The sequence below is a fragment of the Micromonospora polyrhachis genome (assembly GCF_014203835.1).
Lineage (GTDB): Bacteria > Actinomycetota > Actinomycetes > Mycobacteriales > Micromonosporaceae > Micromonospora_H > Micromonospora_H polyrhachis.
The window spans coordinates 2319490-2344775 of record NZ_JACHJW010000001.1 but is presented as its reverse complement, the minus strand read 5'-3'; the positions used below and the strand labels follow the sequence as shown (position 1 = coordinate 2344775).

Below are 25286 nucleotides of genomic sequence, written 5' to 3'. Positions count from 1 at the left end.
GCCGCCAGGCGGCCCGCCAGAAACCACAGGAGTAGCCAGATATGCAGCGCGGCAAGAACTACCGCAAGGCCGTCGAGGTCATCGACCGGTCCAAGCTCTACACCCCCGCCGAGGCGGTCAAGCTCGCCAAGGAGACCACCACCGCCAAGTTCGACGCCACGGTCGAGGTCGCAATGCGCCTCGGCGTCGACCCACGTAAGGCGGACCAGATGGTCCGTGGCACGGTCAACCTGCCGCACGGCACCGGTAAGACCGCCCGCGTGATCGTCTTCGCGGCCGGCGCGAAGGCCGAGGAGGCCACCGCTGCCGGTGCGGACGCCGTCGGCACCGACGAGCTGGTCGCCCGCATTCAGGAGGGCTGGCTCGACTTTGACGCGGCGATCGCCACGCCCGACCAGATGGCCAAGATTGGCCGGATCGCGCGGATCCTGGGCCCGCGCGGTCTCATGCCGAACCCGAAGACCGGCACGGTGACCATGGACGTCACCAAGGCGGTCTCCGACATCAAGGGCGGAAAGATCACCTTCCGGGTGGACAAGCACTCCAACCTGCACCTGATCATCGGCAAGGCTTCCTTCTCGGAGACCCAGTTGGTCGACAACTACGCTGCAGTGCTGGAAGAGGTGCTGCGGGTCAAGCCGTCGGCGGCCAAGGGCAAGTACCTCAAGAAGGTCACCCTCACCACGACGATGGGCCCGGGTGTGCCGGTCGACCCCAACCTGGTGAAGAACCTGCGGGAGGGCCAGGCCGAGGCCTGAGTAGCCACCTGATCCGGTTTCCGGGGCACCTCGCCGAAGCGGCGGGGTGCCCCGAATCGTTTCCCTTGCTGCGTGGGGGTGCCCCGAATCGTTTTCCCTGCCGCCGGGCGCGACGGGTTCGGACTTCTCGCACACCGAGGGCAATGTGGCGAGGTGGTGAGGCCGATCGCTACCGATTTGGTGGTTGCGCTCGGCGTCGCGTAGTCTCTTCCTTGCGTCCGGCCTTTTTGGCTGGGCGAGCATCGTAACCACCAAAGACCGCTGGTCACCGTGCTTCGGCACGGGCGAAGGTCCCGTTTCGACGGGCGGCCCGCGCAGGGGGAACGGTCAGCGTACCCGGTCATTTATTTATGATCATGTTCGCCCCGTGCGCCCTGCGCCGGGGCGTTTCTCGTTGTGCCGGTTCCTTCACTACCGACTCCGACGGTAACCAGCCCGGAGTATTGAGAGAGGAGGGACATGGCGGACAAGCCGGTTCGGGCCGACAAGGCCACTGCCGTTGCCGAGCTGACCGAGCAATTTCGTAGCTCGGAAGCCACCGTGCTGACCGAGTACCGCGGCCTGACGGTCGCACAGCTCACCCAGCTGCGGCGTTCGCTGGGTCGGGAGACGACCTACGCGGTCACCAAGAACACGCTGGCCAAGCGCGCCGCGGCGGACGCTGGTATCGACGGCCTCGATGAGCTGTTCACCGGTCCTACCGCGCTGACCTTCGTCTCCGGCGATGTCGTCGAGGCGGCGAAGGGCCTGCGCGAGTTTGCGAAGGCCAACCCGAAGCTCGTCATCAAGGGTGGCGTCTTCGAGGGCAAGGCCATCACCGCGGCAGAGGTCACCAAGCTTGCCGACCTCGAGTCCCGTGAGGTGCTGCTGGCCAAGCTGGCTGGCGCGATGAAGGCCAACCTGGGCAAGGCTGCGGCCCTGTTCCAGGCGCCGCTGTCCAAGACCGCCCGCCTGGCGGCTGCCCTGCAGGACAAGCGCGAGAAGGAGGGCGCGGAGCAGGCCTGACGGCCGGCTCAGCGCCACCGGATCATTCTTTTTCAGAAGATTCAGGAAAGGACGCCAGATATGGCGAAGCTCAGCACCGACGAGCTGCTCGACGCGTTCAAGGAGATGACGCTGATCGAGCTGTCGGAGTTCGTGAAGCAGTTCGAGACGACCTTCGAGGTCACCGCCGCGGCCCCGGCCGCGATGATGATGGCCGCTCCGGGTGGCGGCGGCGCTGCTGCCGAGGCCGAGCCGGAGAAGGACGAGTTCGACGTCGTCCTCGAGGCCGATGGTGGCAAGAAGATCCAGGTCATCAAGGTCGTGCGCGAGCTGACCGGCCTGGGCCTGAAGGAGGCCAAGGACGTTGTCGAGGGCGCGCCGAAGGCCGTCCTGGAGAAGGTCAACAAGGAGACCGCCGACAAGGCCAAGGCCAAGCTCGAGGCCGAGGGCGCCAAGGTCACCCTCAAGTGACCTGACGCACACCGCGTCTACGCGGGCGGGGATCCGGCGCCGGATCCCCGCCCGCGTTGCTGTGTGGAGCCTTCCCGACACCCTCGATGATCAGGGCGTTGGTACTTTCCCAGCGGCCTGCGGTGGGCCGTTGGCGGCGGAAACCGTAGGCGGAGCAACGTCTCCGCTCGAATGCCAGCCCTTGACGTGAGCCCTCACCGACAGGCACGCTGGACCAGCAAGACCTTCCGCGCTTGCAACGGCCAACGCCTGGGTATGCACAACGGCAGCGACATCGCCGCCGCAGCCGAGGCGGCCCAGTGGGAAACGCCGCGTTCCGAGCGGCCCCAGGAGCACCCTTTCGGGGTGCCTGGAGGCACGTTCCGCAGCGTCCTGCGGTGGTGGGCTGGACAGCGGTTAGCCACTCGGCTACACTGCTAGTTTGCGCTGCCTTCCGACTTGCCCCTGCTCGGAATGTCCGTTTCTTGGCATTTGGAGTGGGGCCATTGGAGTGCACGCGTAACAGCCGTTTTGCAGCACCGGTCCTCGGAAGGACGCATCTTGGCAGCTTCCCGCCCTGCGAAGACCAGTCGTACGTCGAGCGCTTTCGCTCCCCGCCGAATCTCGTTCGGCAGGATCACCGAACACCTCGAGGTCCCCAACCTCTTGGCCATCCAGAACGAGTCGTTTGACTGGCTGGTCGGCAATGAGGCTTGGCAGGGCCGGTCGGCTGACGACCCGCACGCTCGCTCGGGTCTCGCGGAGATCCTCGACGAGATCAGTCCCATTGAGGACTTCTCCGGCACTATGTCCCTGTCCTTCTCCGCACCGCGCTTCGACGAGGTCAAGGCCTCGATCGAGGAGTGTAAGGAGAAGGACCTGACCTACTGCGCCCCGCTGTTCGTGACGGCGGAGTTCACCAACAACACCACTGGTGAGATCAAGAGCCAGACGGTGTTCATGGGCGACTTCCCGATGATGACGCCCAAGGGCACCTTCATCATCAACGGCACCGAGCGCGTAGTGGTAAGCCAGCTCGTCCGGTCTCCGGGCGTCTACTTCGACAAGCAGCCGGACAAGACCTCCGACCGCGACCTCTCCAGCGTCAAGGTGATCCCGAGCCGGGGTGCCTGGCTGGAGTTCGACATCGACAAGCGCGACACCGTCGGTGTCCGTATCGACCGTAAGCGGCGTCAGGCAGTCACCGTACTGCTCAAGGCCATCGGTTGGACCGCTGAGCAGATCCGCGAGCGCTTCGGCTGGTCCGAGCTGATGATGACCACCCTGGAGAAGGACCACATCGCCGGGGTGGACGAGGCGCTGCTCGACATCTACCGCAAGCTGCGGCCGGGTGAGCCGCCGACGCGGGAGAACGCCCAGACCCTGCTCGACAACCTCTTCTTCAACCCGAAGCGGTACGACGTCGCCAAGGTCGGTCGTTACAAGTTCAACAAGAAACTCGAAGTCGGCGTCCCGATCACCACCGGCACGCTGACCGAGGACGACATCGTCGCCACCGTGGAATACCTCTGCCGGCTACACGCCGGTGAGGAGGGCTACGAGGCGGACGACATCGACCACTTCGGTAACCGTCGGTTGCGTACCGTGGGCGAGCTGATTCAGAACCAGGTCCGGGTCGGTCTGTCCCGGATGGAGCGGGTCGTCCGCGAGCGGATGACCACCCAGGACGTCGAGGCGATCACGCCGCAGACCCTGATCAACATCCGCCCCGTGGTGGCGGCGATCAAGGAGTTCTTCGGTACGTCCCAGCTGTCCCAGTTCATGGACCAGACCAACCCGTTGGCGGGTCTGACCCACCGGCGCCGGTTGAGCGCGCTCGGCCCGGGCGGTCTGTCCCGGGAGCGGGCCGGCTTCGAGGTCCGTGACGTGCACCCGTCCCACTACGGCCGGATGTGCCCGATCGAGACGCCGGAAGGCCCGAACATCGGTCTGATCGGCGCGCTCTCCACCTTCGCGCGGGTCAACCCGTTCGGCTTCATCGAGACGCCGTACCGGAAGGTCGTCGACGGCCGGGTCACCGACCAGATCGACTACCTGACCGCCGACGAGGAGGACCGGTTCGTCAAGGCGCAGGCCAACGCCCCGCTGAAGAGCGATGGTCACTTCGCCGAGGACCGGGTCCTGGTTCGCCGGAAGGGCGGTGAGGTCGACTTCGTGGCCCCCACGGCGGTCGACTACATGGACGTCTCGCCGCGCCAGATGGTGTCGGTCGCGACCGCCATGATTCCGTTCCTTGAGCACGACGACGCCAACCGGGCTCTGATGGGCGCGAACATGCAGCGTCAGGCGGTGCCGCTGGTCAAGGCGGAGTCGCCGCTGGTCGGTACCGGCATGGAATACCGGGCCGCGGTCGACGCGGGCGACGTGGTCGTCGCCGAGGTCGGCGGTGTGGTCGAGGATCTGTGCGCCGACTACGTGACGGTGCACCAGGACGACGGCCACCGGCGTACCTACCTGCTGCACAAGTTCCGCCGCTCCAACGCCGGCTCCTGCGTCAACCAGAAGCCGGTCGTCTTCGAGGGCGACCGCGTCGAGGCCGGTCAGGTCATCGCCGACGGTCCGTGCACCGACGAGGGCGAGATGGCGCTCGGGCGCAACCTTCTCGTGGCGTTCATGCCGTGGGAGGGCCACAACTACGAGGACGCGATCATCCTGTCGCAGCGCCTCGTGCAGCAGGACGCCCTCACCTCGATCCACATCGAGGAGCATGAGGTCGACGCTCGCGACACCAAGCTCGGCCCGGAAGAGATCACCCGCGACATCCCGAACGTCAGCGAGGAGATGCTCGCCGACCTCGACGAGCGGGGGATCATCCGGATCGGTGCCGAGGTCGTACCGGGCGACATCCTGGTCGGCAAGGTCACGCCCAAGGGTGAGACCGAGCTGACCCCGGAGGAGCGGCTGCTCCGCGCGATCTTCGGTGAGAAGGCGCGGGAGGTCCGGGACACCTCGCTGAAGGTGCCGCACGGTGAGAGTGGCACGGTCATCGGAGTCCGGACGTTCTCCCGGGAGGACGGCGACGAGCTGCCGCCGGGCGTCAACGAGCTGGTCCGGGTCTACGTCGCGCAGAAGCGGAAGATCCAGGACGGTGACAAGCTCGCCGGCCGCCACGGCAACAAGGGTGTCATCTCCAAGATCCTGCCGGTCGAGGACATGCCGTTCCTGGAGGATGGCACGCCGGTCGACATCGTGCTCAACCCGCTCGGTGTGCCGAGCCGGATGAACATCGGTCAGGTGCTGGAGACCCACCTCGGTTGGGTGGCCAAGACCGGTTGGAAGGTCGAGGGCGACGACACCGAGTGGAAGCGGGCCCTGCGCGCGATCGACGCCGACGAGTCGGTGCCGGACACCAACGTGGCGACGCCGGTCTTCGACGGTGCCAAGGAGGCGGAGATCTCCGGGCTGCTCTCGTCGACCCTGCCCAACCGGGACGGCAAGCAGTTGATCGGCGCGAGCGGCAAGGCGCAGCTCTTCGACGGACGTTCCGGCGAGCCGCTGCCCGACCCGATCGCGGTCGGCTACATCTACATCCTCAAGCTGAACCACCTGGTCGACGACAAGATCCACGCGCGGTCGACCGGCCCGTACTCGATGATCACGCAGCAGCCGCTGGGTGGTAAGGCGCAGTTCGGTGGCCAGCGGTTCGGCGAGATGGAGTGCTGGGCGATGCAGGCGTACGGCGCCGCGTACGCCCTGCAGGAGCTGCTGACGATCAAGTCCGACGACGTCCTGGGCCGAGTCAAGGTCTACGAGGCGATCGTCAAGGGCGAGAACATCCCCGAGCCGGGCATCCCGGAGTCGTTCAAGGTGCTGCTCAAGGAGCTGCAGTCGCTGTGCCTCAACGTCGAGGTGCTCTCCAGCGACGGCGTAGCCCTGGAGATGCGCGAGACCGACGACGAGGTTTTCCGGGCCGCGGAGGAACTCGGCATCGACCTGTCCCGGCGCCCGAACGAAGGCGTGAGCAGCGTCGACGAAATTTAGCGGGCGTGTCCGGGGTGGGTCACCACCCCGGACACCCGTCGGACCTAGAACCCAACCGAGCAACGAAGAGGGATAGGACCAAGTGCTCGACGTCAATTTCTTCGACGAGCTCCGCATCGGGCTGGCCACCGCGGACGATATCCGGCAGTGGTCGCACGGTGAGGTCAAGAAGCCCGAGACGATCAACTACCGCACCCTGAAGCCGGAAAAGGACGGGCTCTTCTGCGAGAAGATCTTCGGTCCGCAGCGGGACTGGGAGTGCTACTGCGGTAAGTACAAGCGGGTCCGCTTCAAGGGCATCATCTGCGAGCGCTGCGGTGTCGAGGTGACTCGTTCCAAGGTGCGTCGTGAGCGGATGGGCCACATCGAGCTGGCCGCGTCGGTCACGCACATCTGGTACTTCAAGGGCGTGCCGAGCCGGCTGGGCTACCTGCTCGACCTGGCACCGAAGGATCTCGAAAAGATCATCTACTTCGCGTCGTACGTGGTCACCAGCGTGGACGCCGAGGCGCGTCACCGCGACCTGTCGACGCTGGAGAACGAGATCCTGGCCGAGAAGCGCCAGGCCGAGAACAGCCGCGACTCCGAGATCGAGAAGCGGGCCGCCAAGCTTGAGGCCGATCTGGCCGAGCTGGAGGCCGAGGGTGCCAAGGCCGACGTGCGGCGCAAGGTCAAAGAAGGCGGCGAGCGCGAGATGCGCCAGATCCGCGACCGGGCGCAGCGCGAGATCGACCGGCTGGACGAGGTGCTCGACACCTTCCGCAAGCTGGAGCCGAAGCAGCTGGTCACCGACGAGCTGCTCTACCGTGAGCTGCGCGACCGGTTCGGTGAGTACTTCACCGGTGGGATGGGCGCCGAGGCGATCAAGGCACTGGTCCAGAACATGGACCTGGACGCCGAGGCGAACAACCTCCGCGAGATCATCCGCTCCGGCAAGGGACAGCGGAAGATCCGGGCGCTCAAGCGGCTGAAGGTCGTGGCGGCGTTCCTGAACACCCGCAACTCTCCGCTCGGCATGGTGCTGGACTGCGTACCGGTCATCCCGCCGGACCTGCGTCCGATGGTGCAGCTCGACGGTGGCCGCTTCGCGACCTCGGACCTGAACGACCTCTACCGCCGGGTCATCAACCGCAACAACCGGCTCAAGCGCCTGATCGACCTGGGCGCCCCGGAGATCATCGTCAACAACGAGAAGCGGATGCTGCAGGAGGCCGTCGACGCGTTGTTCGACAACGGCCGCCGTGGCCGTCCGGTCACCGGCCCCGGTAACCGGCCGCTGAAGTCGCTCTCCGACATGCTCAAGGGCAAGCAGGGCCGGTTCCGGCAGAACCTGCTCGGTAAGCGTGTCGACTACTCCGGCCGTTCGGTCATCGTGGTCGGCCCGAAGCTGAAGCTGCACCAGTGCGGCCTGCCCAAGCAGATGGCGCTGGAGCTGTTCAAGCCGTTCGTGATGAAGCGGCTGGTCGACCTCAACCACGCCCAGAACATCAAGTCTGCCAAGCGGATGGTCGAACGGCAGCGGCCGGTCGTGTGGGACGTGCTGGAAGAGGTCATCGGGGAGCACCCGGTGCTGCTCAACCGGGCACCGACCCTGCACCGGCTGGGCATCCAGGCCTTCGAGCCGCAGCTGGTCGAGGGTAAGGCGATCCAGATCCACCCGCTGGTCTGTACCGCGTTCAACGCCGACTTCGACGGTGACCAGATGGCGGTGCACGTGCCGCTTTCCGCCGAGGCCCAGGCCGAGGCGCGGATCCTGATGCTGTCGTCGAACAACATCCTGAAGCCGGCTGACGGCAAGCCGGTCACCATGCCCACCCAGGACATGGTCATCGGTCTCTACCACCTGACGCACCTCACCCCGGGCGGCATCGGCGAGGGCCGGACGTTCAGCTCGGACGCCGAGGCGCGGATGGCCTTCGACGCTGGCGAGCTGCACCTGCAGACGCCGGTGAAGATCCGGCTCCGCAACGTCATCGGCGTGGACAACGGTGCCGGTAGCCAGCCGTGGACCGCCCCGGAGGGGTGGACCACGGGTGAGCCGCTGATCGTGGAGACCACGCTCGGTCGCGTGTTGTTCAACGAGACCCTGCCGGAGGGCTACCGGTTCGTTAACTACGAGATCCGTAAGGGTCAGCTCTCGGCGATCGTCAACGACCTCGCCGAGCGCTTCCCGAAGGTGGCGCTGGCCGCCACCCTCGACGGGCTCAAGGAGGCCGGTTTCCACTGGGCGACCTGGTCCGGCGTGACGATCGGCATGGAGGACGTCATCGCGCCTCCGCGTAAGCCGGAGATCCTGGACCGGTACGAGAAGGAAGCCGACCGGATCGACAAGCAGTACCAGCGGGGTCTGATGACCGCCGAGGAGCGTCGCGGCGAACTCATCGAGATCTGGACCAAGGCGACCAACGAGATCGCCAAGGAGATGGAGACCGCGCTTCCGCAGGAGAACCCGCTGTGGAAGATGATTAACTCGGGTGCCCGAGGTAACCTCCTCCAGCTCCGGCAGATCGCGGCGATCCGTGGTCTGGTGGCCAACCCCAAGGGTGAGATCATCCCGCGGCCGATCAAGGCCAGCTACCGGGAGGGTCTGTCCGTACTGGAGTACTTCATCTCCACGCACGGTGCCCGTAAGGGTCTGGCCGACACCGCGCTGCGTACCGCCGACTCGGGTTACCTGACCCGTCGTCTGGTCGACGTCTCGCAGGACGTGATCATCCGGGAAGAGGACTGCGGCACCGACCGTGCGATCCCGATGCAGGTCGGCGAGTACCTTGACGGCAAGCTGGTGGTGCACGAGCACGCCGAGACCGGGGTGCACGCCCGTACTCTGGCCGACGACATCAAGGGTGCCGACGGCAACCTTGTGGTCGAGCGGGGTGCGGACCTCAACTCCGTACTGGTCGACAAGCTCGTCGCGGCCGGGGTCGAGACGGTCCGGGTCCGCAGCGTGCTCACCTGCGAGTCCAAGCTGGGCGTCTGCGCGGCCTGCTACGGCCGTTCGCTGCCGACCGGCAAGACCGTGGACGTCGGCGAGGCGGTCGGCATCATCGCGGCCCAGTCGATCGGTGAGCCCGGTACCCAGCTGACGATGCGTACGTTCCACACCGGTGGTGTCGCCGGTGAGGACATCACGCAGGGTCTGCCGCGTGTCACGGAGATCTTCGAGGCGCGGGTGCCCAAGGGTAAGGCGCCGATCGCCGATACTCCGGGCCGGGTCCGGATCGAGGACGGCGAGCGGTCGCGGAAGATCATCGTGGTGCCGGACGACGGCAGCGACGAGATCGTCTACGACAAGATCTCCAAGCGGGTACGGCTTCGTGCCCACGACGGTGGTCACGTCGAGGTCGGCGAGAAGCTCACCGAGGGGACCATCGACCCGCACGAGCTGCTGCGGATCCTCGGCCCCCGGGCGGTCCAGGTCCACCTGACCCAGGAGGTCCAGGAGGTCTACCGATCGCAGGGTGTGCTCATCCACGACAAGCACATCGAGATCATCATCCGCCAGATGCTCAAGCGGGTTACGGTGATCGACTCCGGCTCGACCGAGTTCCTGCCGGGTGTGCTGGTCGACCGGGCGCTGTTCGAGTCGGAGAACCGTCGACTCGTCTCGGAGGGTGGCGAGCCTGCCGCCGGTCGTCCGCAGCTGATGGGTATCACCAAGGCGTCGCTGGCCACGGACTCGTGGCTGTCGGCGGCCTCCTTCCAGGAGACCACCCGAGTGCTGACGGACGCGGCGATCCACGCCCGCAGCGACTCGCTGATCGGCCTGAAGGAGAACGTCATCATCGGTAAGCTCATCCCGGCCGGTACGGGCATCAGCAAGTACCGCAACGTCCGGGTGGAGCCGACCGAGGAGGCTAAGGCCAAGGTCTACTCGATGACCGGATACCCGGAGACCGACTACGGGTTCGGGCCGGCCAGCGGCCAGGCAGTGCCGCTGGACGACTTCGACTTCGGGTCGTACCGCTAGGCAAACGACGCCAGGCGCCCCACACCGACGAGGTGTGGGGCGCCTGGCGTCTTTGTAGGCTGACCGGGTGGAGATGATGCCGGTGACCGTTCCCGGCCAGCCCTTACGTCATCCGCTCGACCCGGACCCGGTCCGGTCGAGCAAGTCCCGTACGGTGTTCGCCCTGGGGGTGGTGGCCGTCCTGACCGGGCTACTGGTGGGTGGGATCGTGCCGGCTACCCTCGCGCTGCTGCTCGCCCGACAGGCCCGGCGGGATGCGTACGCCTCGGGTGGTTACCTCACCGGGGCGGTCTGGCTCCGCCGTGGTGAGCGGCTGGCCTGGGCCGCTGTCACATTGGCCACCACCACAGTGGTGGTCGCGGCGGTCTTCGGCGTGGTGAACCTGGCGGAAAACCCCGGTGGGCAGGACTTCGGGCCGTCTGTCGACTAGTCGGCGGCGGTAGCCTGACCCGGGTACTCATCGCGGTGGCGGTCAGAGGGGGACGTTCGTGACGGAAGAGGCGCAGCCATCGCCGGCGGACGACCGGGACAGCCGGCCACCGGAGGCCCCCGAGCACTCGCAACCCGACTACCACGTTCCGACCTACGGGCTGCCGACCGACCCGGCACGGGTGCCGACAACCGAGATGGCACCCGAGAGGTCGACCGTGCCGGAGCCCGGCGGACCGAACCCGGCAGGGCCGGCGGCGGAGAATGTGGCCCTGCCGTCGGTGGGCCCGGGGCAGCATCCCTCGCTGCCGGGGTCACATCCGGCCGGGGGTTACCTACCGTCAGTGGCAGGTGACCCGCCAGCGGGCGGCCTGGGGCCGGTGCCCGGTGGCGGGGGATCGGAGGTAGGGGCCGGCCGACCGGGTCCGAGCTGGGTGCCGCCGCCACCGCGTGAAGCGTGGCATGCTCCGCGTCGGGTGGAGACGGTCCCGGGTACGCCGTTCGGCACGGTGCACCTCGAAGTGCCGCCGATGGTCTCCGGGCTGGCGATCGGCGCGTTGGTGGCCGGGATCGCCTCCGTACTCGTCTCGTTTCTGGTGGTGTGTTTCGGTCTGGCCGGTGCGGCCGAGGGCTGGGGAGCCTGGGCGGCCGGTGCCTTCGCGCTGCTCGGGGTGCTCTCTGGAGGCGCGGCGATCGTGCTCGGCCTGCTCGGCCTGAGACAGATCCGGCGCGTGGCATCACCGTCAGCGATCCGGTTCCGGGGCCGGGGACTGGCGATCGCCGGCCTGAGTTGTGGCGGTACGGGACTCGGCGTGACGGTGCTCGCGTTCCTGCTCGCGCTGCTTCTTCAGGCGGCTTGACTGCCGCCAGGGGCGCTGAGTCCGCGCTAAGGGAGTCCCGGTAGACTGGTTTACCGGAGTCGCTCACTGCGGGTAGGACGGCAGAGCGGGCCGACGGGTGGCCAGCGGCTACCACGACCCCCGTTTTGACCTGTGCTCCCATGGTGGGTACTCTTTCCCCTTGCGCCCGGGCATGCCTGGGCAGCTCGTGCGTGCGCTCGGGCCGGGGATCCGGTCACGGAGCAGTACCACACAAAGTCATAATCAGGCTTTCGATCGTGATTAGTGGTCGAGAGGCCGGAAAAGTCCGGTACGCGCGCGCGAGCGCCGTACCGGCACGCGGAGGGGCGACACGCCCGACCGCGGGTGCCGGGAGCCCGTAAGGGACACCTGGCCGGAATGTAGGAGAGCTGTCCAGCCGGGCGGCTATGACGACACGGCGCGGCCGCTGAGGGGCGGCCGAAGGGAGCGGAGAAACCCGGTGCCCACCATTCAGCAGCTTGTCCGCAAGGGCCGTCAGGCCAAGACGAGCAAGACGAAGACACCAGCCTTGAAGGGCAGCCCGCAGCGGCGGGGCGTATGCACGCGTGTCTACACCACCACCCCCAAGAAGCCGAACTCGGCGCTGCGTAAGGTCGCCCGTGTCAAGCTCAGCAGCCAGGTCGAGGTGACCGCCTACATCCCGGGCGTCGGCCACAACCTGCAGGAGCACTCGATCGTGCTGGTTCGCGGTGGCCGGGTGAAGGACCTCCCGGGTGTGCGCTACAAGATCGTGCGCGGCTCGCTGGACACCCAGGGCGTCCGCAACCGTAAGCAGGCGCGTAGCCGCTACGGCGCGAAGAAGGAGAAGAGCTGAGATGCCGCGTAAGGGCCCTGCTCCGCGTCGGCCGCTGGTCGCTGACCCGGTATACAACTCCCCGCTGGTCACCCAGCTGGTGAACAAGATCCTGCTGCGCGGCAAGCGTCAGCTCGCTGAGCGCATCGTCTACGGTGCCCTGGAGGGCTGCCGTGAGAAGTCGGGCACCGACCCCGTCGTCACCCTGAAGCGGGCGATGGACAACGTGAAGCCGACCCTCGAGGTGCGTAGCCGTCGGGTCGGTGGCGCGACCTACCAGGTGCCGGTCGAGGTGCGCCCCAGTCGGGCGACCACCCTCGGACTGCGCTGGCTGGTCACCTACTCGAAGGCCCGCCGTGAGAAGACCATGGTCGAACGCCTGATGAACGAGCTGCTCGACGCGAGCAACGGTCTCGGTGCCGCCGTGAAGCGGCGCGAGGACACCCACAAGATGGCCGAGTCCAACAAGGCCTTCGCGCACTACCGCTGGTAAACCAGCCATTCCTCGACCCGCTGCCCGGCCTCGCCGGGTGGCGGGGCGGAGAAGACCGCAGGCTCGAGACGACGATGAAGAGGGATTGAAGTGGCCGCCGCAGACGCGCTCGCCAAGGTACGCAACATCGGCATCATGGCGCACATCGATGCCGGCAAGACCACCACTACCGAGCGGATCCTGTTCTACACCGGCATCACGTACAAGATCGGTGAGGTCCACGAGGGCGGTGCCGTCATGGACTGGATGGAGCAGGAGCAGGAACGCGGTATCACCATTACCTCCGCCGCCACGAAGTGCGAGTGGAAGGGCCACACGATTCAGATCATCGACACGCCCGGCCACGTCGACTTCACGGTCGAGGTCGAGCGGTCGCTGCGCGTGCTTGACGGTGCGGTCGCGGTGTACGACGGTGTCGCCGGTGTGGAGCCGCAGACCGAGAACGTCTGGCGGCAGGCTGACAAGTACAACGTCCCGCGGATGTGCTTCGTCAACAAGCTTGACCGGACCGGCGCGGACTTCTTCCGCTGCGTCCAGATGATGATCGACCGGCTGAACGCCACGCCGCTCGTCCTGCAGGTGCCGATCGGGGCCGAGTCCGACTTCATCGGCGTCGTCGACCTGATCGAGATGCGGGCGCTGACCTGGCGTGGCGAGACCCAGAAGGGCGAGGACTACGCGGTCGAGGAGATCCCGGCCGAGCTGACGGACCTTGCCGCCGAGTGGCGGGAGAAGCTGCTCGAGACCCTGGCCGACGTCGACGACGCGATCATGGAGAAGTACCTCGAGGGCGAGTCGCTCACCGTCGAGGAGATCAAGACCGCGATCCGGCGGGCGACGATCGCCGGCAAGGCCAACCCGGTCCTCACGGGTACCGCGTTCAAGAACAAGGGCATCCAGCCCATGCTTGACGCGGTCGTCGCCTTCCTGCCGTCGCCGCTGGACATCCCGGCCATCGAGGGCACCGCGACTGACGGTGAGACCCCGCTGCAGCGCAAGCCCTCGGTCGCCGAGCCCTTCTCCGGTCTGGCCTTCAAGATCCAGACGGACAAGCACCTTGGCAAGCTGACCTACGTGCGGGTCTACTCCGGCAAGCTTGACTCCGGGTCCCAGGTGATCAACTCCACCAAGGACCGCAAGGAGCGCATCGGCAAGATCTACCAGATGCACGCCAACAAGCGTGAGGAGCGCGCCAGCGCCCAGGCTGGTGACATCATCGCCGTGCAGGGTCTCAAGCAGACCACCACCGGTGACACCCTCTGCGACCCGGCGAACCCGGTCATCCTGGAGTCGATGACCTTCCCGGAGCCGGTCATCGAGGTCGCGATCGAGCCGAAGACCAAGGCCGACCAGGAGAAGCTGGGAACCGCGATCCAGCGCCTGGCGGAGGAGGACCCGACCTTCCGCGTCAAGAACGACGAGGAGACCGGTCAGACGGTCATCTCCGGCATGGGTGAACTGCACCTGGACATCCTGGTCGACCGGATGCGGCGTGAGTTCAACGTCGAGGCCAACATCGGTAAGCCGCAGGTGGCGTACCGCGAAACGATCCGCCGCAAGGTGGAGAAGGTCGAGTACACCCACAAGAAGCAGACCGGTGGGTCGGGTCAGTACGCCCGGGTCATCGTCAGCCTGGAGCCGCTGCCGCTGGACAACGACTCGGCGACCTACGAGTTCGCCAACGCGGTTACCGGTGGTCGTATCCCGAAGGAGTTCATTCCCTCGGTCGACGCCGGCGCCCAGGACGCGATGCAGTACGGCATCATGGCCGGCTTCCCGCTGGTCGGTGTGAAGCTGACGCTGTTGGACGGCCAGTACCACGAGGTCGACTCGTCCGAGATGGCGTTCAAGATCGCTGGTTCGATGGTGCTGAAGGAGGCGGCCCGCAAGGCCGACCCGGCACTGCTCGAACCGATGATGTCGGTCGAGGTCACGACGCCCGAGGAGAACATGGGTGACGTGATCGGTGACCTGAACTCCCGCCGCGGCATCATCCAGGCCATGGAGGAGCGCCACGGTGCGCGAATCGTCCGTGCCCTGGTGCCGCTGTCGGAGATGTTCGGCTACGTCGGGGACCTGCGGTCCAAGACCCAGGGCCGGGCTAGCTACAGCATGCAGTTCGACTCCTACGCCGAGGTACCGCAGAACGTGGCGAAGGAGATCATCGCGAAGGCGACGGGCGAGTAACATCGGCCGGTGCCTTTCGGGGGGCCGGGCTGCACGAGAGACCGGGCCTGAAGGTTCTACCACCGCAAGACCCAAGAACTTTCCGGTCTGCAACTTAGGCCGGTAAGGCTGTCGACAGAGTCCCAAACGCCGAACGGCGTGCCGGGCGTACGAACCAAGAAGTCCACAGGAGGACACCAGTGGCGAAGGCGAAGTTCGAGCGGACTAAGCCGCACGTCAACATCGGCACCATTGGTCACATCGACCACGGTAAGACGACGCTGACGGCGGCCATCACCAAGGTCCTGCATGACAAGTACCCGGACCTGAACCCGTACACGCCGTTCGACGAGATCGACAAGGCGCCGGAGGAGAAGGCCCGCGGTATCACGATCTCGATCGCGCACGTCGAGTACCAGACCGATGCGCGGCACTACGCGCACGTCGACTGCCCGGGGCACGCCGACTACATCAAGAACATGATCACCGGTGCCGCGCAGATGGACGGCGCGATCCTGGTGGTGGCGGCGACTGACGGCCCGATGCCGCAGACCCGCGAGCACGTTCTGCTGGCCCGCCAGGTCGGCGTTCCCTACATCGTCGTGGCGCTCAACAAGAGCGACATGGTCGATGACGAGGAGCTGCTCGAGCTGGTCGAGCTCGAGGTCCGTGAGCTGCTGTCCTCGCAGGAGTTCCCGGGCGACGACCTGCCGGTCGTGCGCGTCTCGGCGCTGAAGGCGCTCGAGGGCGACCCGGAGTGGACCGAGCGGCTCATGGAGCTGATGACCGCGGTTGACACCGCGATCCCGCAGCCGGAGCGCGAGGTTGACAAGCCGTTCCTGATGCCGGTTGAGGACGTCTTCACGATCACTGGTCGTGGTACGGTCGTCACCGGTCGGGTTGAGCGTGGCGTTCTCCTGCCGAACGAGGATGTTGAGATCGTCGGCATCAAGGAGAAGGGCTTCAAGACCAAGGTCACCGCGATCGAGATGTTCCGGAAGACCCTGGACGACGCCCGTGCAGGCGAGAACGTCGGCCTCCTGCTGCGTGGCACCAAGCGCGAAGAGGTCGAGCGCGGCATGGTCGTCATCAAGCCGGGTACGACCACCCCGCACACCGAGTTCGAGGCGACCGTCTACATCCTCTCCAAGGAGGAGGGTGGCCGGCACACCCCGTTCTTCCAGAACTACCGTCCGCAGTTCTACTTCCGGACCACGGACGTCACCGGTGTCGTCACGCTGCCTGAGGGCACCGAGATGGTCATGCCGGGCGACAACACCTCGATGACCGTTAAGCTGATCCAGCCGATCGCGATGGAGGACAACCTCCGCTTCGCGATCCGTGAGGGTGGCCGTACGGTCGGCGCGGGTCGCGTCACCAAGATCATTAAGTGACTAAGGTAACCCCGATTAGCGCTGCCGTGCGGTAGTACGGCATACTGGTCAGGTTGCGTACCGACAAGGGTGGCTGGCTGCCCAGCAGTCAGTCACCCTTGTGGGGCGTGTCAGGTCCTGGAAACACGACCCGGCACCCCGATCCAACCGCGAGGTCGCACCGCCCTGGAATACCAGTTGGCGGAGTCTGGCCCAAGGGCGCGACACGCCCGACCGCGGGGGTCGGACACAACACGAATCGGCAGCGCCGGGCCCGGTCTGGCAACTCCCGCTCGCCACTGAGCGGGCTCCAATTGCGGACGGTCGGGCGGGGCGGAGAGAGAAGGAACAGAAGCCACCATGGCGGGACAGAAGATCCGCATCCGGCTCAAGGCCTATGACCACGAGGTCGTCGATTCCTCGGCGCGGAAGATCGTCGAGACGGTGACCCGCACTGGGGCGCAGGTCGCGGGCCCCGTACCGCTGCCCACGGAGATCAACCGTTTCTGCGTGATCCGTTCGCCGCACAAGTACAAGGACTCGCGCGAGCACTTCGAGATGCGCACGCACAAGCGTCTGATCGACATCATCGACCCGACCCCCAAGACGGTCGACTCGCTTATGCGCCTCGACCTTCCGGCTGGCGTCGACATCGAGATCAAGCTGTAGGGACCGGACTAATGGACAGGCAAGTTAAGGGCATCCTGGGCGCCAAGCTCGGCATGACCCAGGTCTGGGACAACAACCGCGTTGTTCCGGTGACCGTGGTGCAGGCCGGCCCGTGCGTCGTGACCCAGGTTCGTACCGCCGACAAGGACGGTTACGCCGCGGTCCAGCTGGCGTACGGCGCGATCGACCCGCGGAAGGTCAACAAGCCGGAATCCGGCCACTTCGCAAAGTCCGGAGCGGCCCCCCGTCGGCACCTGGTCGAGCTGCGCACCAGCGACGCGAGCGAGTACGACCTCGGCCAGGAGGTCACCGTCGACGCTTTCGCCGAGGGCGTCTCGATCGACGTGACCGGTAAGACCAAGGGCAAGGGCTACGCCGGTGTGATGAAGCGGCACGGCTTCCACGGTCTGCGCGCCAGCCACGGTGTCGAGCGTAAGCACCGCTCGCCCGGCTCGATCGGCGCCTGCGCGACCCCGGGTCGCGTCTTCAAGGGCGTCCGGATGGCGGGTCGCATGGGTGGCGTTCGCTTCACCGTGCAGAACCTCAAGATCCAGGCGATCGACACCGAGAACAACCTGCTGCTCGTCCGGGGTGCCATCCCCGGCCCCAAGGGCGCGCTGGTCCTGGTCCGCACCGCGGCGAAGACCCAGGTGAAGAAGGGGGCGGCGAAGTGAGCACGGTTGACGTGCGCAACCTCGAGGGCGCCAAGAGCGGCTCGGTCGAGCTGCCGGACGACATCTTCGACGTGCAGGCCAACGTCGCGCTGATGCACCAGGTCGTGGTGGCCCAGTTGGCCGCCGCGCGCCAGGGCACGCACAAGGCCAAGACCCGCGGTGAGGTCGCCGGTGGCGGCAAGAAGCCGTACAAGCAGAAGGGCACCGGCCGGGCCCGGCAGGGCTCGATCCGTGCCCCGCAGTTCGCCGGTGGTGGCGTCGTCCACGGCCCGGTGCCGCGTGACTACAGCCAGCGGACCCCGAAGAAGATGAAGGCCGCCGCGCTGCGTGGCGCCCTCTCGGACCGGGCCCGCGCGGGCCAGGTCCACGTGGTCGAGTCCTTCGTCGCGGGCGACAAGCCGTCGACCAAGGCGGCGCTGGCCACGCTCGGCAAGGTGACCGAGGCCAAGCGGGTCCTGGTCGTGCTGAGCAGCACCGACGAGCTGAACTGGCTGTCGCTGCGGAACGAGTCGAAGGTGCACCTGATCGAAGCCGGCCAGCTCAACACGTACGACGTGCTGGTGGCCGATGACGTGGTCTTCACCAAGGACGCGCTGGACGAGTTCCTGGGTGTGCCGGCCGAGACCACTGAGGAGGGTGGCAAGTGACGACGATTGCCGACCCGCGCGACATCATCGTGGCGCCGGTCGTCTCGGAGAAGAGCTACAGCGAGCTGAACCGTAACTGGTACACCTTCCTGGTGCACCCGGACGCGAACAAGACCGAGATCAAGATCGCGATCCAGCAGATCTTCGACGTCCGCGTCCTGACGGTGAACACCCTCAACCGCGAGGGCAAGCGCAAGCGCACCCGCACCGGGTACGGCCAGCGCAAGGCCACCAAGCGGGCGATGGTGAAGCTGGCTGACGGTGACCGTATCGAGGCCTTCGGCGGCCCGGTCAGCTGAGGGGTATAGACAATGGCTATCCGTAAGTACAAGCCGACGACGCCGGGCCGGCGTGGCTCCAGCGTCGCCGACTTCGCCGAGATCACCCGGTCGACTCCCGAGAAGTCGCTGCTGGCTCCGCTGCCGAAGAAGGGCGGGCGTAACGCCCAGGGCCGGATCACCACGCGGCACCACGGCGGCGGGCACAAGCGGCAGTACCGTCTGATCGACTTCAAGCGGGTCGACAAGGACGGCGTGCCGGCGAAGGTCGCCCACATCGAGTACGACCCGAACCGCACCGCGCGGATCGCGCTGCTGCACTACGCCGACGGCGAGAAGCGTTACATCATCGCGCCGAAGGACCTGAAGCAGGGCGACCGGGTCGAGTCGGGGCCGGGCGCGGACATCAAGCCGGGCAACAACCTGCCGCTGCGCAACATTCCGGTTGGTAGCACCATCCACGCCGTCGAACTGCGGCCGGGTGGCGGTGCCAAGCTGGCCCGTTCCGCCGGTGTCGGCATCCAGCTGCTGGGCCGGGAGGGCGCGTACGCCACCCTCCGGATGCCCTCGGGTGAGATCCGGCGGGTCGACGTGCGGTGCCGCGCCACCATCGGCGAGATCGGTAACGCCGACCAGTCGAACATCAACTGGGGCAAGGCTGGCCGGATGCGGTGGAAGGGCAAGCGCCCGACCGTTCGTGGTGTCGCCATGAACCCGGTCGACCACCCGCACGGTGGTGGTGAGGGTAAGACCTCCGGTGGTCGCCACCCGGTCAACCCGCAGGGTAAGCCGGAGGGCCGCACCCGTCGTAAGGGCCAGCCGAGCGACCGGATGATCGTCCGCCGCCGCTACGCCACCCGCAAGCGCGGCTAAGGGAGATTAGGACATGCCTCGCAGCCTGAAGAAGGGCCCGTTCATCGACGACCACCTGCTCAAGAAGGTGGAGACGCAGAACGACAAGGGCTCGAAGAACGTCATCAAGACCTGGTCGCGGCGCTCGACGATCATCCCCGAGATGCTCGGCCACACGATCGCGGTGCACGACGGACGCAAGCACGTTCCGGTGTTCGTCACCGAGGCGATGGTCGGGCACAAGCTCGGCGAGTTTGCGTTGACCCGTACGTTCAAGGGTCACGAGAAGGACGACCGGAAGAGCCGCCGGCGCTGATGCCGACTCTTGTTCGGTCCACCATCCGGCGGACCGTACGTCAGCCGGACCTGGCCGAACAATGGTCGTAAAGCCACGGATTAAGGATCAAGGGGTTACAGCGATGCCAGTTAGGGGCGACGCTCCGGTGCTTCCGGGCGCGCGGGCGGTTGCGCGGCACGTGCGCATCTCGCCGACGAAGGCGCGCCGGGTGGTCAACCTCGTCCGCGGTCTGCCCGCGAAGGAGGCGCTCACGGTGCTGCAGTTCGCGCCGCAGGCTGCGAGCGAGCAGGTCTACAAGGTCCTCGCGAGCGCGATCGCCAACGCGGAGAACAACGAGCGGTTGGACCCTGACGCGCTGCTCGTCAGCGAGGCGTTCGTCGATGAGGGCCCGACGATGAAGCGGTTCCAGCCTCGGGCACAGGGCCGGGCGTACCGGATCCGCAAGCGCACCTGTCACATCACGATCGTGGTCGAGGCGGTAGCGCCGGCCACGTCGGGGAAGAAGGGCGCGCCGGCCAAGAAGGCCGCGCCGGCCAAGAAGGCCGCGCCGGAGACCACGGCCGCCGACACGCAGAGCACGACGGAGGGTGCCGAGTAATGGGGCAGAAGGTTCACCCGCACGGGTTCCGGCTCGGCATCTCGACCGACTGGAAGTCCCGCTGGTACGCGGACAAGCTCTACAAGGACTACATCGCCGAGGACGTGAAGATCCGGCGGATGATGTCCAAGGGCCTGGAGCGTGCCGGCATTTCCAAGGTCGACATCGAGCGGACCCGGGACCGGGTCCGGGTCGACATCCACACCGCCCGGCCGGGCATCGTCATCGGCCGTAAGGGTGCGGAGGCCGACCGGATCCGCGGCGAGTTGGAGAAGCTGACCGGCAAGCAGGTTCAGCTCAACATCCTCGAGGTGAAGAGCCCGGAGTCGGACGCACAGCTGGTCGCCCAGGGTGTGGCCGAGCAGCTCTCCAGCCGGGTCAGCTTCCGGCGGGCGATGCGTAAGGCCATGCAGTCGGCGATGAAGAACCCGATCGTCAAGGGCATCCGGGTGCAGGTCTCCGGCCGCCTCGGCGGTGCGGAAATGAGCCGCACCGAGTTCTACCGCGAGGGTCGGGTTCCGCTGCACACGCTGCGGGCCAACATCGAGTACGGCTTCTTCGAGGCACGGACCACCTTCGGCCGTATCGGCGTGAAGGTCTGGATCTACAAGGGCGACGCCGTACCTGGTCGGGAGACCCCGGCCGAGGCGGGTCCGTCGCGTCCGCGCCGCGACCGCGGTGACCGTCCGGAGCGGCCGCGTCGTGGTCGGTCCGGTTCGTCCGGCACCACCCCGGGTGGTACGGACGCTGGACGGGCTGCGGCGGCCGAGGCCTCCGCGGGTGCTGTGGAGGCCACGAACGAAAGTGCCGCGCCGGCCACCGCCGCGCCGGCCACTCCGGCCGCTTCGGCCGGATCGGACAGCTCAGCGCAGGAGGGCTGACAGATGCTGATGCCGCGCAAGCCCCCGAAGGGCTTCCGCAAGCCGCACCACCCCGACCGCCATGGCGCGTCGAAGGGCGGCAACCGGGTGGTTTTCGGCGAGTTCGGAATCCAGGCGCTCGAGCCGGCGTACGTGACGAACCGGCAGATCGAGTCGGCCCGTATCGCGATGACCCGCCATATCAAGCGTGGTGGCAAGGTCTGGATCACGGTCTTCCCGGACCAGGCCCTGACCAAGAAGCCGGCGGAAACCCGGATGGGTTCCGGTAAGGGCTCACCGGAATGGTGGGTCGCCAACGTGAAGCCGGGGCGGGTGCTCTTCGAGATGTCCTTCCCCAACGAGCAGATTGCGCGAGAGGCGATGCGTCGCGCGATCCACAAGCTCCCGATGAAGTGCCGCATTGTGACGCGCGAAGTGGGTGAATCCTGATGGCAGCGGGCGTTAAGGCCGCCGAGCTGCGTGAGCTCTCCGAAGAGGAGCTGGTCACGAAGCTACGGGAGGCCAAGGCGGAGCTGTTCAACCTCCGCGTGCAGGCCGCGACCGGCCAGCTCGACAACAACCGTCGGCTTCAGGTCATCCGTCGGGAGATCGCCCGGATCTACACGATCATGCGTGAGCGCGAGCTCGGACTCTCGGCCGCGCCAACTGAGGTGAAGGCATGAGTGAGAAGACTGCCCCGGAGGGGACCAGCGCGGCTCAGCGGGCCCAGCGCAAGGTGCGCGAGGGCCTCGTGGTCAGCGACAAGATGGAGAAGACCGTCGTTGTCGAGGTCGAGGACCGGGTCAAGCACCCGCTGTACGGCAAGGTCATGCGGCGTACCAGCAAGCTGAAGGCGCACGACGAGCAGAACGCGTGTGGCATCGGCGACCGGGTGCTGCTGATGGAAACCCGTCCGCTCTCCGCCACCAAGCGGTGGCGGATCGTGGAAATCCTCGAGAAGGCCAAGTAAGAGCCGTACGGGCTGCGTAGCAGACCGATCCAGCAGGCTCAGGGTTCCGCCAAGCTCGGTCGGCCGGGCCGACTGAGAACTGGCAGACATAGGAGATAGACGTGATTCAGCAGGAGTCGCGACTGCGCGTCGCCGACAACACGGGTGCCCGGGAGATCCTGTGCATTCGGGTTCTCGGCGGCTCCGGTCGGCGCTACGCGAGTATCGGCGACGTCATCGTGGCCACCGTCAAGGACGCGATCCCCGGCGCCGGTGTCAAGAAGGGTGACGTCGTCAAGGCGGTCGTCGTTCGTACCGCCAAGGAGAAGCGGCGGCCGGACGGCTCGTACATCCGCTTCGACGAGAACGCCGCCGTCATCATCAAGGACGGTGGAGACCCGCGGGGTACCCGTATCTTCGGCCCGGTGGGTCGGGAGCTGCGGGACAAGCGGTTCATGAAAATCATCTCGCTTGCGCCGGAGGTGTTGTGACCGTGAAGGTCAAGAAGGGCGACACGGTCGTCGTCATTGCCGGCAAGGACAAGGGTGCCAAGGGCAAGGTCATCGCGGCCTACCCGCGGCAGGACAAGATCCTGGTCGAGGGCGTGAACCGGGTCAAGAAGCACACCCGCATCACCACCACCCAGCGTGGCGCCAAGACCGGTGGCATCGTCACCCAGGAGGCCCCGATCCACGTTTCGAACGTGCAGGTCCTGGACTCCGACGGCAACCCGACCCGGGTCGGGTACCGGATCGACGAGAGTGGCCAGAAGGTCCGCATCGCGCGTAGCACCGGTAAGGACCTCTGATGACCACGGCTACCGAAATGAAGACCATGCCGCGCCTCAAGGAGCGGTACCGCAACGAGATCGTGGCCAAGCTGCGTGAGCAGTTCGAGTACGGCAACCCGATGCAGGTGCCGGGCCTGGTCAAGATCGTCGTCAACATGGGTGTCGGCGAGGCAGCTCGGGACGCGAAGCTGATCGACGGTGCGGTCCGCGACCTCGCCACGATCACCGGCCAGAAGCCGCAGGTGCGGCGGGCGACCAAGTCCATCGCGCAGTTCAAGCTGCGAGAGGGCATGCCGATCGGCGCGAAGGTGACCCTGCGCGGCGACCGGATGTGGGAGTTCCTGGACCGGCTGCTCTCCATCGCGCTGCCGCGTATCCGCGACTTCCGCGGCCTGGACGGGCGCAAGCTCGACGGGCACGGTAACTACACGTTCGGCCTGACCGAGCAGTCCGTGTTCCACGAGATCGACCAGGACCGGATCGATCGGCAGCGGGGCATGGACATCACGGTGGTTACCACCGCGACGACCGATGACGAGGGCCGGGCGCTGCTCAAGCTCCTGGGCTTCCCGTTCAAGGAGCAGTGAGTACGAGATGGCGAAGAAGGCGCTGATTCTCAAGGCCGCCAAGAAGCCGAAGTTCTCGGTCCAGGCGTACACCCGCTGCCAGCGGTGCGGACGTCCGAAGGCGGTCTACCGCAAGTTCGGTCTCTGCCGGGTGTGCCTCCGGGAGATGGCCCACCGCGGTGAGCTGCCCGGCGTGTCCAAGGCTTCCTGGTGACGCTACGCCCTGGCTATGGGCGAGGCGTGGAACACAACCCGGTAGAGCCCAGCTGCGTCCAGGCCGACGGCCTGGGCGAGGATCGCAACGCCGTAGGCCCGGGTCTGACCGCCCAGGGAACCCCGGTGAGAAAGGCTGACGAGAACCAATGACTATGACCGACCCGATCGCAGACATGCTGACGCGTCTGCGGAACGCCAACCAGGCGTACCACGACCGGGTGACGATGCCCTACTCGAAGATCAAGGCGAACATTGCCGAGGTTCTCAAGGCCGAGGGTTACATCGCCACCTGGTCGGTCGAGGAGCCCGAGGAGGGCGCTGTCGGCAAGCGCCTGGTGGTCGAGCTGAAGTACGGCCAGAACCGTGAGCGGAGCCTGGCGGGCATCAAGCGGGTGTCCAAGCCCGGTCTGCGGGTGTACGCCAAGTCGGACGGGCTCCCGCGGGTGCTCGGTGGGCTGGGCGTGGCGATCATTTCGACGTCCCAGGGACTGCTCACCGACCGGCAGGCCCGCAAGCGGAGCGTTGGCGGGGAAGTCCTCGCCTTCGTCTGGTAACGGGAGACAGGTAGAAATGTCGCGTATTGGACGTAAGTCGATCCCGGTACCGGCCGGCGTCGACGTCACGATCGACGGCCGGACCGTCAAGGTCAAGGGCCCGAAGGGCGAGCTCGCCGTCACCCTGGCCGAGCCGATCACGGCGGAGCAGGGCGAGGACGGCCAGCTGCACGTCAACCGGCCGAACGATGAGCGCAAGGCCAAGGAACTGCACGGCCTGAGCCGTACCCTGGTCGCCAACATGATCGTCGGCGTGACCGAGGGCTACAAGAAGTCCCTGGAGATCGCCGGTACCGGTTACCGCGTCACCGCCAAGGGCAAGGACCTGGAGTTCGCGCTCGGGTTCTCGCACCCGGTGCTGGTCGCGGCGCCGGACGGCATCACCTTCACTGTGGAGAAGCCGACGCTGTTCCACGTGGCCGGCATCGACAAGCAGCAGGTCGGTGAGATCGCCGCCAACATCCGGAAGATCCGTCCGCCGGAGCCCTACAAGGGCAAGGGCATCAAGTACCAGGGCGAGGTCATCCGCCGCAAGGCTGGAAAGGCCGGTAAGAAGTGAGTGCGAGGAGCGAGCTTGCGAGCCCCGCAGTCGCGAGCAAAGGAGTGATCAAGTGAGCGCCACGCTGCTCAAGCGCCGCCGCGGCGTCGCCGCCCAGCGCGCCGTCGGGCGTGCGCGTCGGCACTTCCGCGTCCGCCGGAGCATCAGCGGTACGGCCGAGCGGCCTCGCCTGGTCGTCACCCGTTCGCTGCGGAACATCACCGCCCAGGTGGTGGACGACACCCAGGGCCGCACCCTCGTGTCGGCATCGAGCCTGGATGCGTCCATCCGGGGCACCGAGGGCGACAAGAGCGCACTGGCCAGCAAGGTCGGCGCACTCGTCGCGGAGCGGGCCAAGGCTGCGGGGATTTCCAAGGTCGTCTTCGACCGCGGTGGCAACCGGTACGGCGGGCGGCTCGCCGCGCTGGCCGACGCTGCCCGCGAAGCCGGACTCGAGTTCTGACGGCGTCTGATGCGCGTCATACGAGGATCGCAACT

General features: G+C 66.8%; 29 protein-coding genes. All 29 read left to right on the top strand.

Features of this window, described 5'->3' with window-relative positions; translation table 11 throughout:
- Positions 1 to 41: 41 nt before the first annotated feature.
- Positions 42 to 758, top strand: coding sequence for a 50S ribosomal protein L1 (gene rplA, locus FHR38_RS09815; protein WP_184534377.1), 717 nt, complete (start codon positions 42 to 44; stop codon positions 756 to 758).
- 459 nt (positions 759 to 1217) lie between these two features.
- Positions 1218 to 1763: a 50S ribosomal protein L10 gene (rplJ, locus tag FHR38_RS09810; RefSeq protein ID WP_184534376.1), complete on the top strand. Its 546-nt coding sequence runs from the start codon at positions 1218 to 1220 to the stop codon at positions 1761 to 1763.
- A gap of 60 nt (positions 1764 to 1823) precedes the next feature.
- Positions 1824 to 2213, top strand: coding sequence for a 50S ribosomal protein L7/L12 (gene rplL, locus FHR38_RS09805; RefSeq protein WP_184534375.1), 390 nt, complete (start codon positions 1824 to 1826; stop codon positions 2211 to 2213).
- 540 nt (positions 2214 to 2753) lie between these two features.
- A complete protein-coding gene (rpoB, locus tag FHR38_RS09800; RefSeq protein WP_184534374.1) occupies positions 2754 to 6194 on the top strand; it encodes a DNA-directed RNA polymerase subunit beta in 3441 nt (1146 codons plus the stop codon).
- 82 nt (positions 6195 to 6276) lie between these two features.
- A complete protein-coding gene (locus FHR38_RS09795) occupies positions 6277 to 10164 on the top strand; it encodes a DNA-directed RNA polymerase subunit beta' (protein WP_184534373.1) in 3888 nt (1295 codons plus the stop codon).
- A gap of 73 nt (positions 10165 to 10237) precedes the next feature.
- The gene (locus tag FHR38_RS09790) at positions 10238 to 10594 is read left to right on the top strand and encodes a hypothetical protein (protein ID WP_184539463.1); all 357 of its coding nucleotides are present in this window, start codon (positions 10238 to 10240) and stop codon (positions 10592 to 10594) included.
- Positions 10595 to 10652: 58 nt separating this feature from the next.
- Complete coding sequence (locus FHR38_RS32110; protein WP_312882007.1) at positions 10653 to 11453, top strand: DUF4190 domain-containing protein; 801 nt, start codon at positions 10653 to 10655, stop codon at positions 11451 to 11453.
- Between the two features lie 460 nt (positions 11454 to 11913).
- Positions 11914 to 12288, top strand: a complete 375-nt coding sequence (gene rpsL, locus FHR38_RS09780) for a 30S ribosomal protein S12 (RefSeq protein ID WP_111215584.1) — start codon at positions 11914 to 11916, stop codon at positions 12286 to 12288.
- A gap of 1 nt (position 12289) precedes the next feature.
- A complete protein-coding gene (gene rpsG / locus FHR38_RS09775) occupies positions 12290 to 12760 on the top strand; it encodes a 30S ribosomal protein S7 (protein ID WP_184534372.1) in 471 nt (156 codons plus the stop codon).
- Positions 12761 to 12850: 90 nt separating this feature from the next.
- Positions 12851 to 14947 carry an elongation factor G gene (gene fusA, locus FHR38_RS09770; RefSeq protein WP_184534371.1) on the top strand — a complete coding sequence of 699 codons (2097 nt, stop codon included), beginning with the start codon at positions 12851 to 12853 and terminating at the stop codon, positions 14945 to 14947.
- A 179-nt stretch (positions 14948 to 15126) separates the two neighbouring features.
- The gene (gene tuf, locus FHR38_RS09765) at positions 15127 to 16320 is read left to right on the top strand and encodes an elongation factor Tu (protein WP_184534370.1); all 1194 of its coding nucleotides are present in this window, start codon (positions 15127 to 15129) and stop codon (positions 16318 to 16320) included.
- Positions 16321 to 16659: 339 nt separating this feature from the next.
- Positions 16660 to 16968 (top strand): 30S ribosomal protein S10, encoded by a 309-nt coding sequence (gene rpsJ / locus FHR38_RS09760; RefSeq protein WP_007073037.1) that lies wholly within the window; start codon positions 16660 to 16662, stop codon positions 16966 to 16968.
- 11 nt (positions 16969 to 16979) lie between these two features.
- Positions 16980 to 17642 carry a 50S ribosomal protein L3 gene (gene rplC, locus FHR38_RS09755; protein ID WP_184534369.1) on the top strand — a complete coding sequence of 221 codons (663 nt, stop codon included), beginning with the start codon at positions 16980 to 16982 and terminating at the stop codon, positions 17640 to 17642.
- Positions 17639 to 18289, top strand: a complete 651-nt coding sequence (gene rplD / locus FHR38_RS09750) for a 50S ribosomal protein L4 (protein ID WP_184534368.1) — start codon at positions 17639 to 17641, stop codon at positions 18287 to 18289. The genes rplC and rplD overlap by 4 nt, the downstream gene beginning before the upstream one ends.
- Complete coding sequence (gene rplW, locus FHR38_RS09745; RefSeq protein WP_184534367.1) at positions 18286 to 18588, top strand: 50S ribosomal protein L23; 303 nt, start codon at positions 18286 to 18288, stop codon at positions 18586 to 18588. Before rplD ends, rplW begins: the two co-directional genes overlap by 4 nt.
- Before the next feature lie 12 nt (positions 18589 to 18600).
- Positions 18601 to 19440, top strand: a complete 840-nt coding sequence (rplB, locus tag FHR38_RS09740; RefSeq protein WP_184534366.1) for a 50S ribosomal protein L2 — start codon at positions 18601 to 18603, stop codon at positions 19438 to 19440.
- Positions 19441 to 19453: 13 nt separating this feature from the next.
- Positions 19454 to 19735, top strand: coding sequence for a 30S ribosomal protein S19 (gene rpsS / locus FHR38_RS09735; protein ID WP_088647003.1), 282 nt, complete (start codon positions 19454 to 19456; stop codon positions 19733 to 19735).
- 103 nt (positions 19736 to 19838) lie between these two features.
- The gene (gene rplV, locus FHR38_RS09730; protein ID WP_184534365.1) at positions 19839 to 20315 is read left to right on the top strand and encodes a 50S ribosomal protein L22; all 477 of its coding nucleotides are present in this window, start codon (positions 19839 to 19841) and stop codon (positions 20313 to 20315) included.
- Positions 20315 to 21196, top strand: a complete 882-nt coding sequence (gene rpsC, locus FHR38_RS09725; protein WP_184534364.1) for a 30S ribosomal protein S3 — start codon at positions 20315 to 20317, stop codon at positions 21194 to 21196. Before rplV ends, rpsC begins: the two co-directional genes overlap by 1 nt.
- Before the next feature lie 3 nt (positions 21197 to 21199).
- Entirely contained in the window at positions 21200 to 21625 is a 426-nt protein-coding gene (rplP, locus tag FHR38_RS09720; RefSeq protein ID WP_088647000.1) for a 50S ribosomal protein L16, read from the top strand.
- The gene (gene rpmC / locus FHR38_RS09715) at positions 21625 to 21858 is read left to right on the top strand and encodes a 50S ribosomal protein L29 (protein ID WP_184534363.1); all 234 of its coding nucleotides are present in this window, start codon (positions 21625 to 21627) and stop codon (positions 21856 to 21858) included. The genes rplP and rpmC overlap by 1 nt, the downstream gene beginning before the upstream one ends.
- Positions 21855 to 22145 (top strand): 30S ribosomal protein S17, encoded by a 291-nt coding sequence (gene rpsQ / locus FHR38_RS09710; protein WP_184534362.1) that lies wholly within the window; start codon positions 21855 to 21857, stop codon positions 22143 to 22145. Before rpmC ends, rpsQ begins: the two co-directional genes overlap by 4 nt.
- Positions 22146 to 22246: 101 nt before the next feature.
- Positions 22247 to 22615 carry a 50S ribosomal protein L14 gene (gene rplN, locus FHR38_RS09705; RefSeq protein WP_007073026.1) on the top strand — a complete coding sequence of 123 codons (369 nt, stop codon included), beginning with the start codon at positions 22247 to 22249 and terminating at the stop codon, positions 22613 to 22615.
- Complete coding sequence (gene rplX / locus FHR38_RS09700) at positions 22612 to 22932, top strand: 50S ribosomal protein L24 (protein WP_184534361.1); 321 nt, start codon at positions 22612 to 22614, stop codon at positions 22930 to 22932. The genes rplN and rplX overlap by 4 nt, the downstream gene beginning before the upstream one ends.
- Positions 22932 to 23501: a 50S ribosomal protein L5 gene (rplE, locus tag FHR38_RS09695; protein WP_184534360.1), complete on the top strand. Its 570-nt coding sequence runs from the start codon at positions 22932 to 22934 to the stop codon at positions 23499 to 23501. Before rplX ends, rplE begins: the two co-directional genes overlap by 1 nt.
- Positions 23446 to 23694, top strand: coding sequence for a type Z 30S ribosomal protein S14 (locus FHR38_RS09690; RefSeq protein WP_446685670.1), 249 nt, complete (start codon positions 23446 to 23448; stop codon positions 23692 to 23694). Before rplE ends, FHR38_RS09690 begins: the two co-directional genes overlap by 56 nt.
- Before the next feature lie 148 nt (positions 23695 to 23842).
- Positions 23843 to 24250, top strand: a complete 408-nt coding sequence (gene rpsH, locus FHR38_RS09685; RefSeq protein WP_013288624.1) for a 30S ribosomal protein S8 — start codon at positions 23843 to 23845, stop codon at positions 24248 to 24250.
- 16 nt (positions 24251 to 24266) lie between these two features.
- Positions 24267 to 24809, top strand: a complete 543-nt coding sequence (gene rplF, locus FHR38_RS09680; RefSeq protein WP_184534358.1) for a 50S ribosomal protein L6 — start codon at positions 24267 to 24269, stop codon at positions 24807 to 24809.
- Between the two features lie 52 nt (positions 24810 to 24861).
- A complete protein-coding gene (gene rplR / locus FHR38_RS09675) occupies positions 24862 to 25251 on the top strand; it encodes a 50S ribosomal protein L18 (protein ID WP_184534357.1) in 390 nt (129 codons plus the stop codon).
- Positions 25252 to 25286 lie beyond the last annotated feature (35 nt).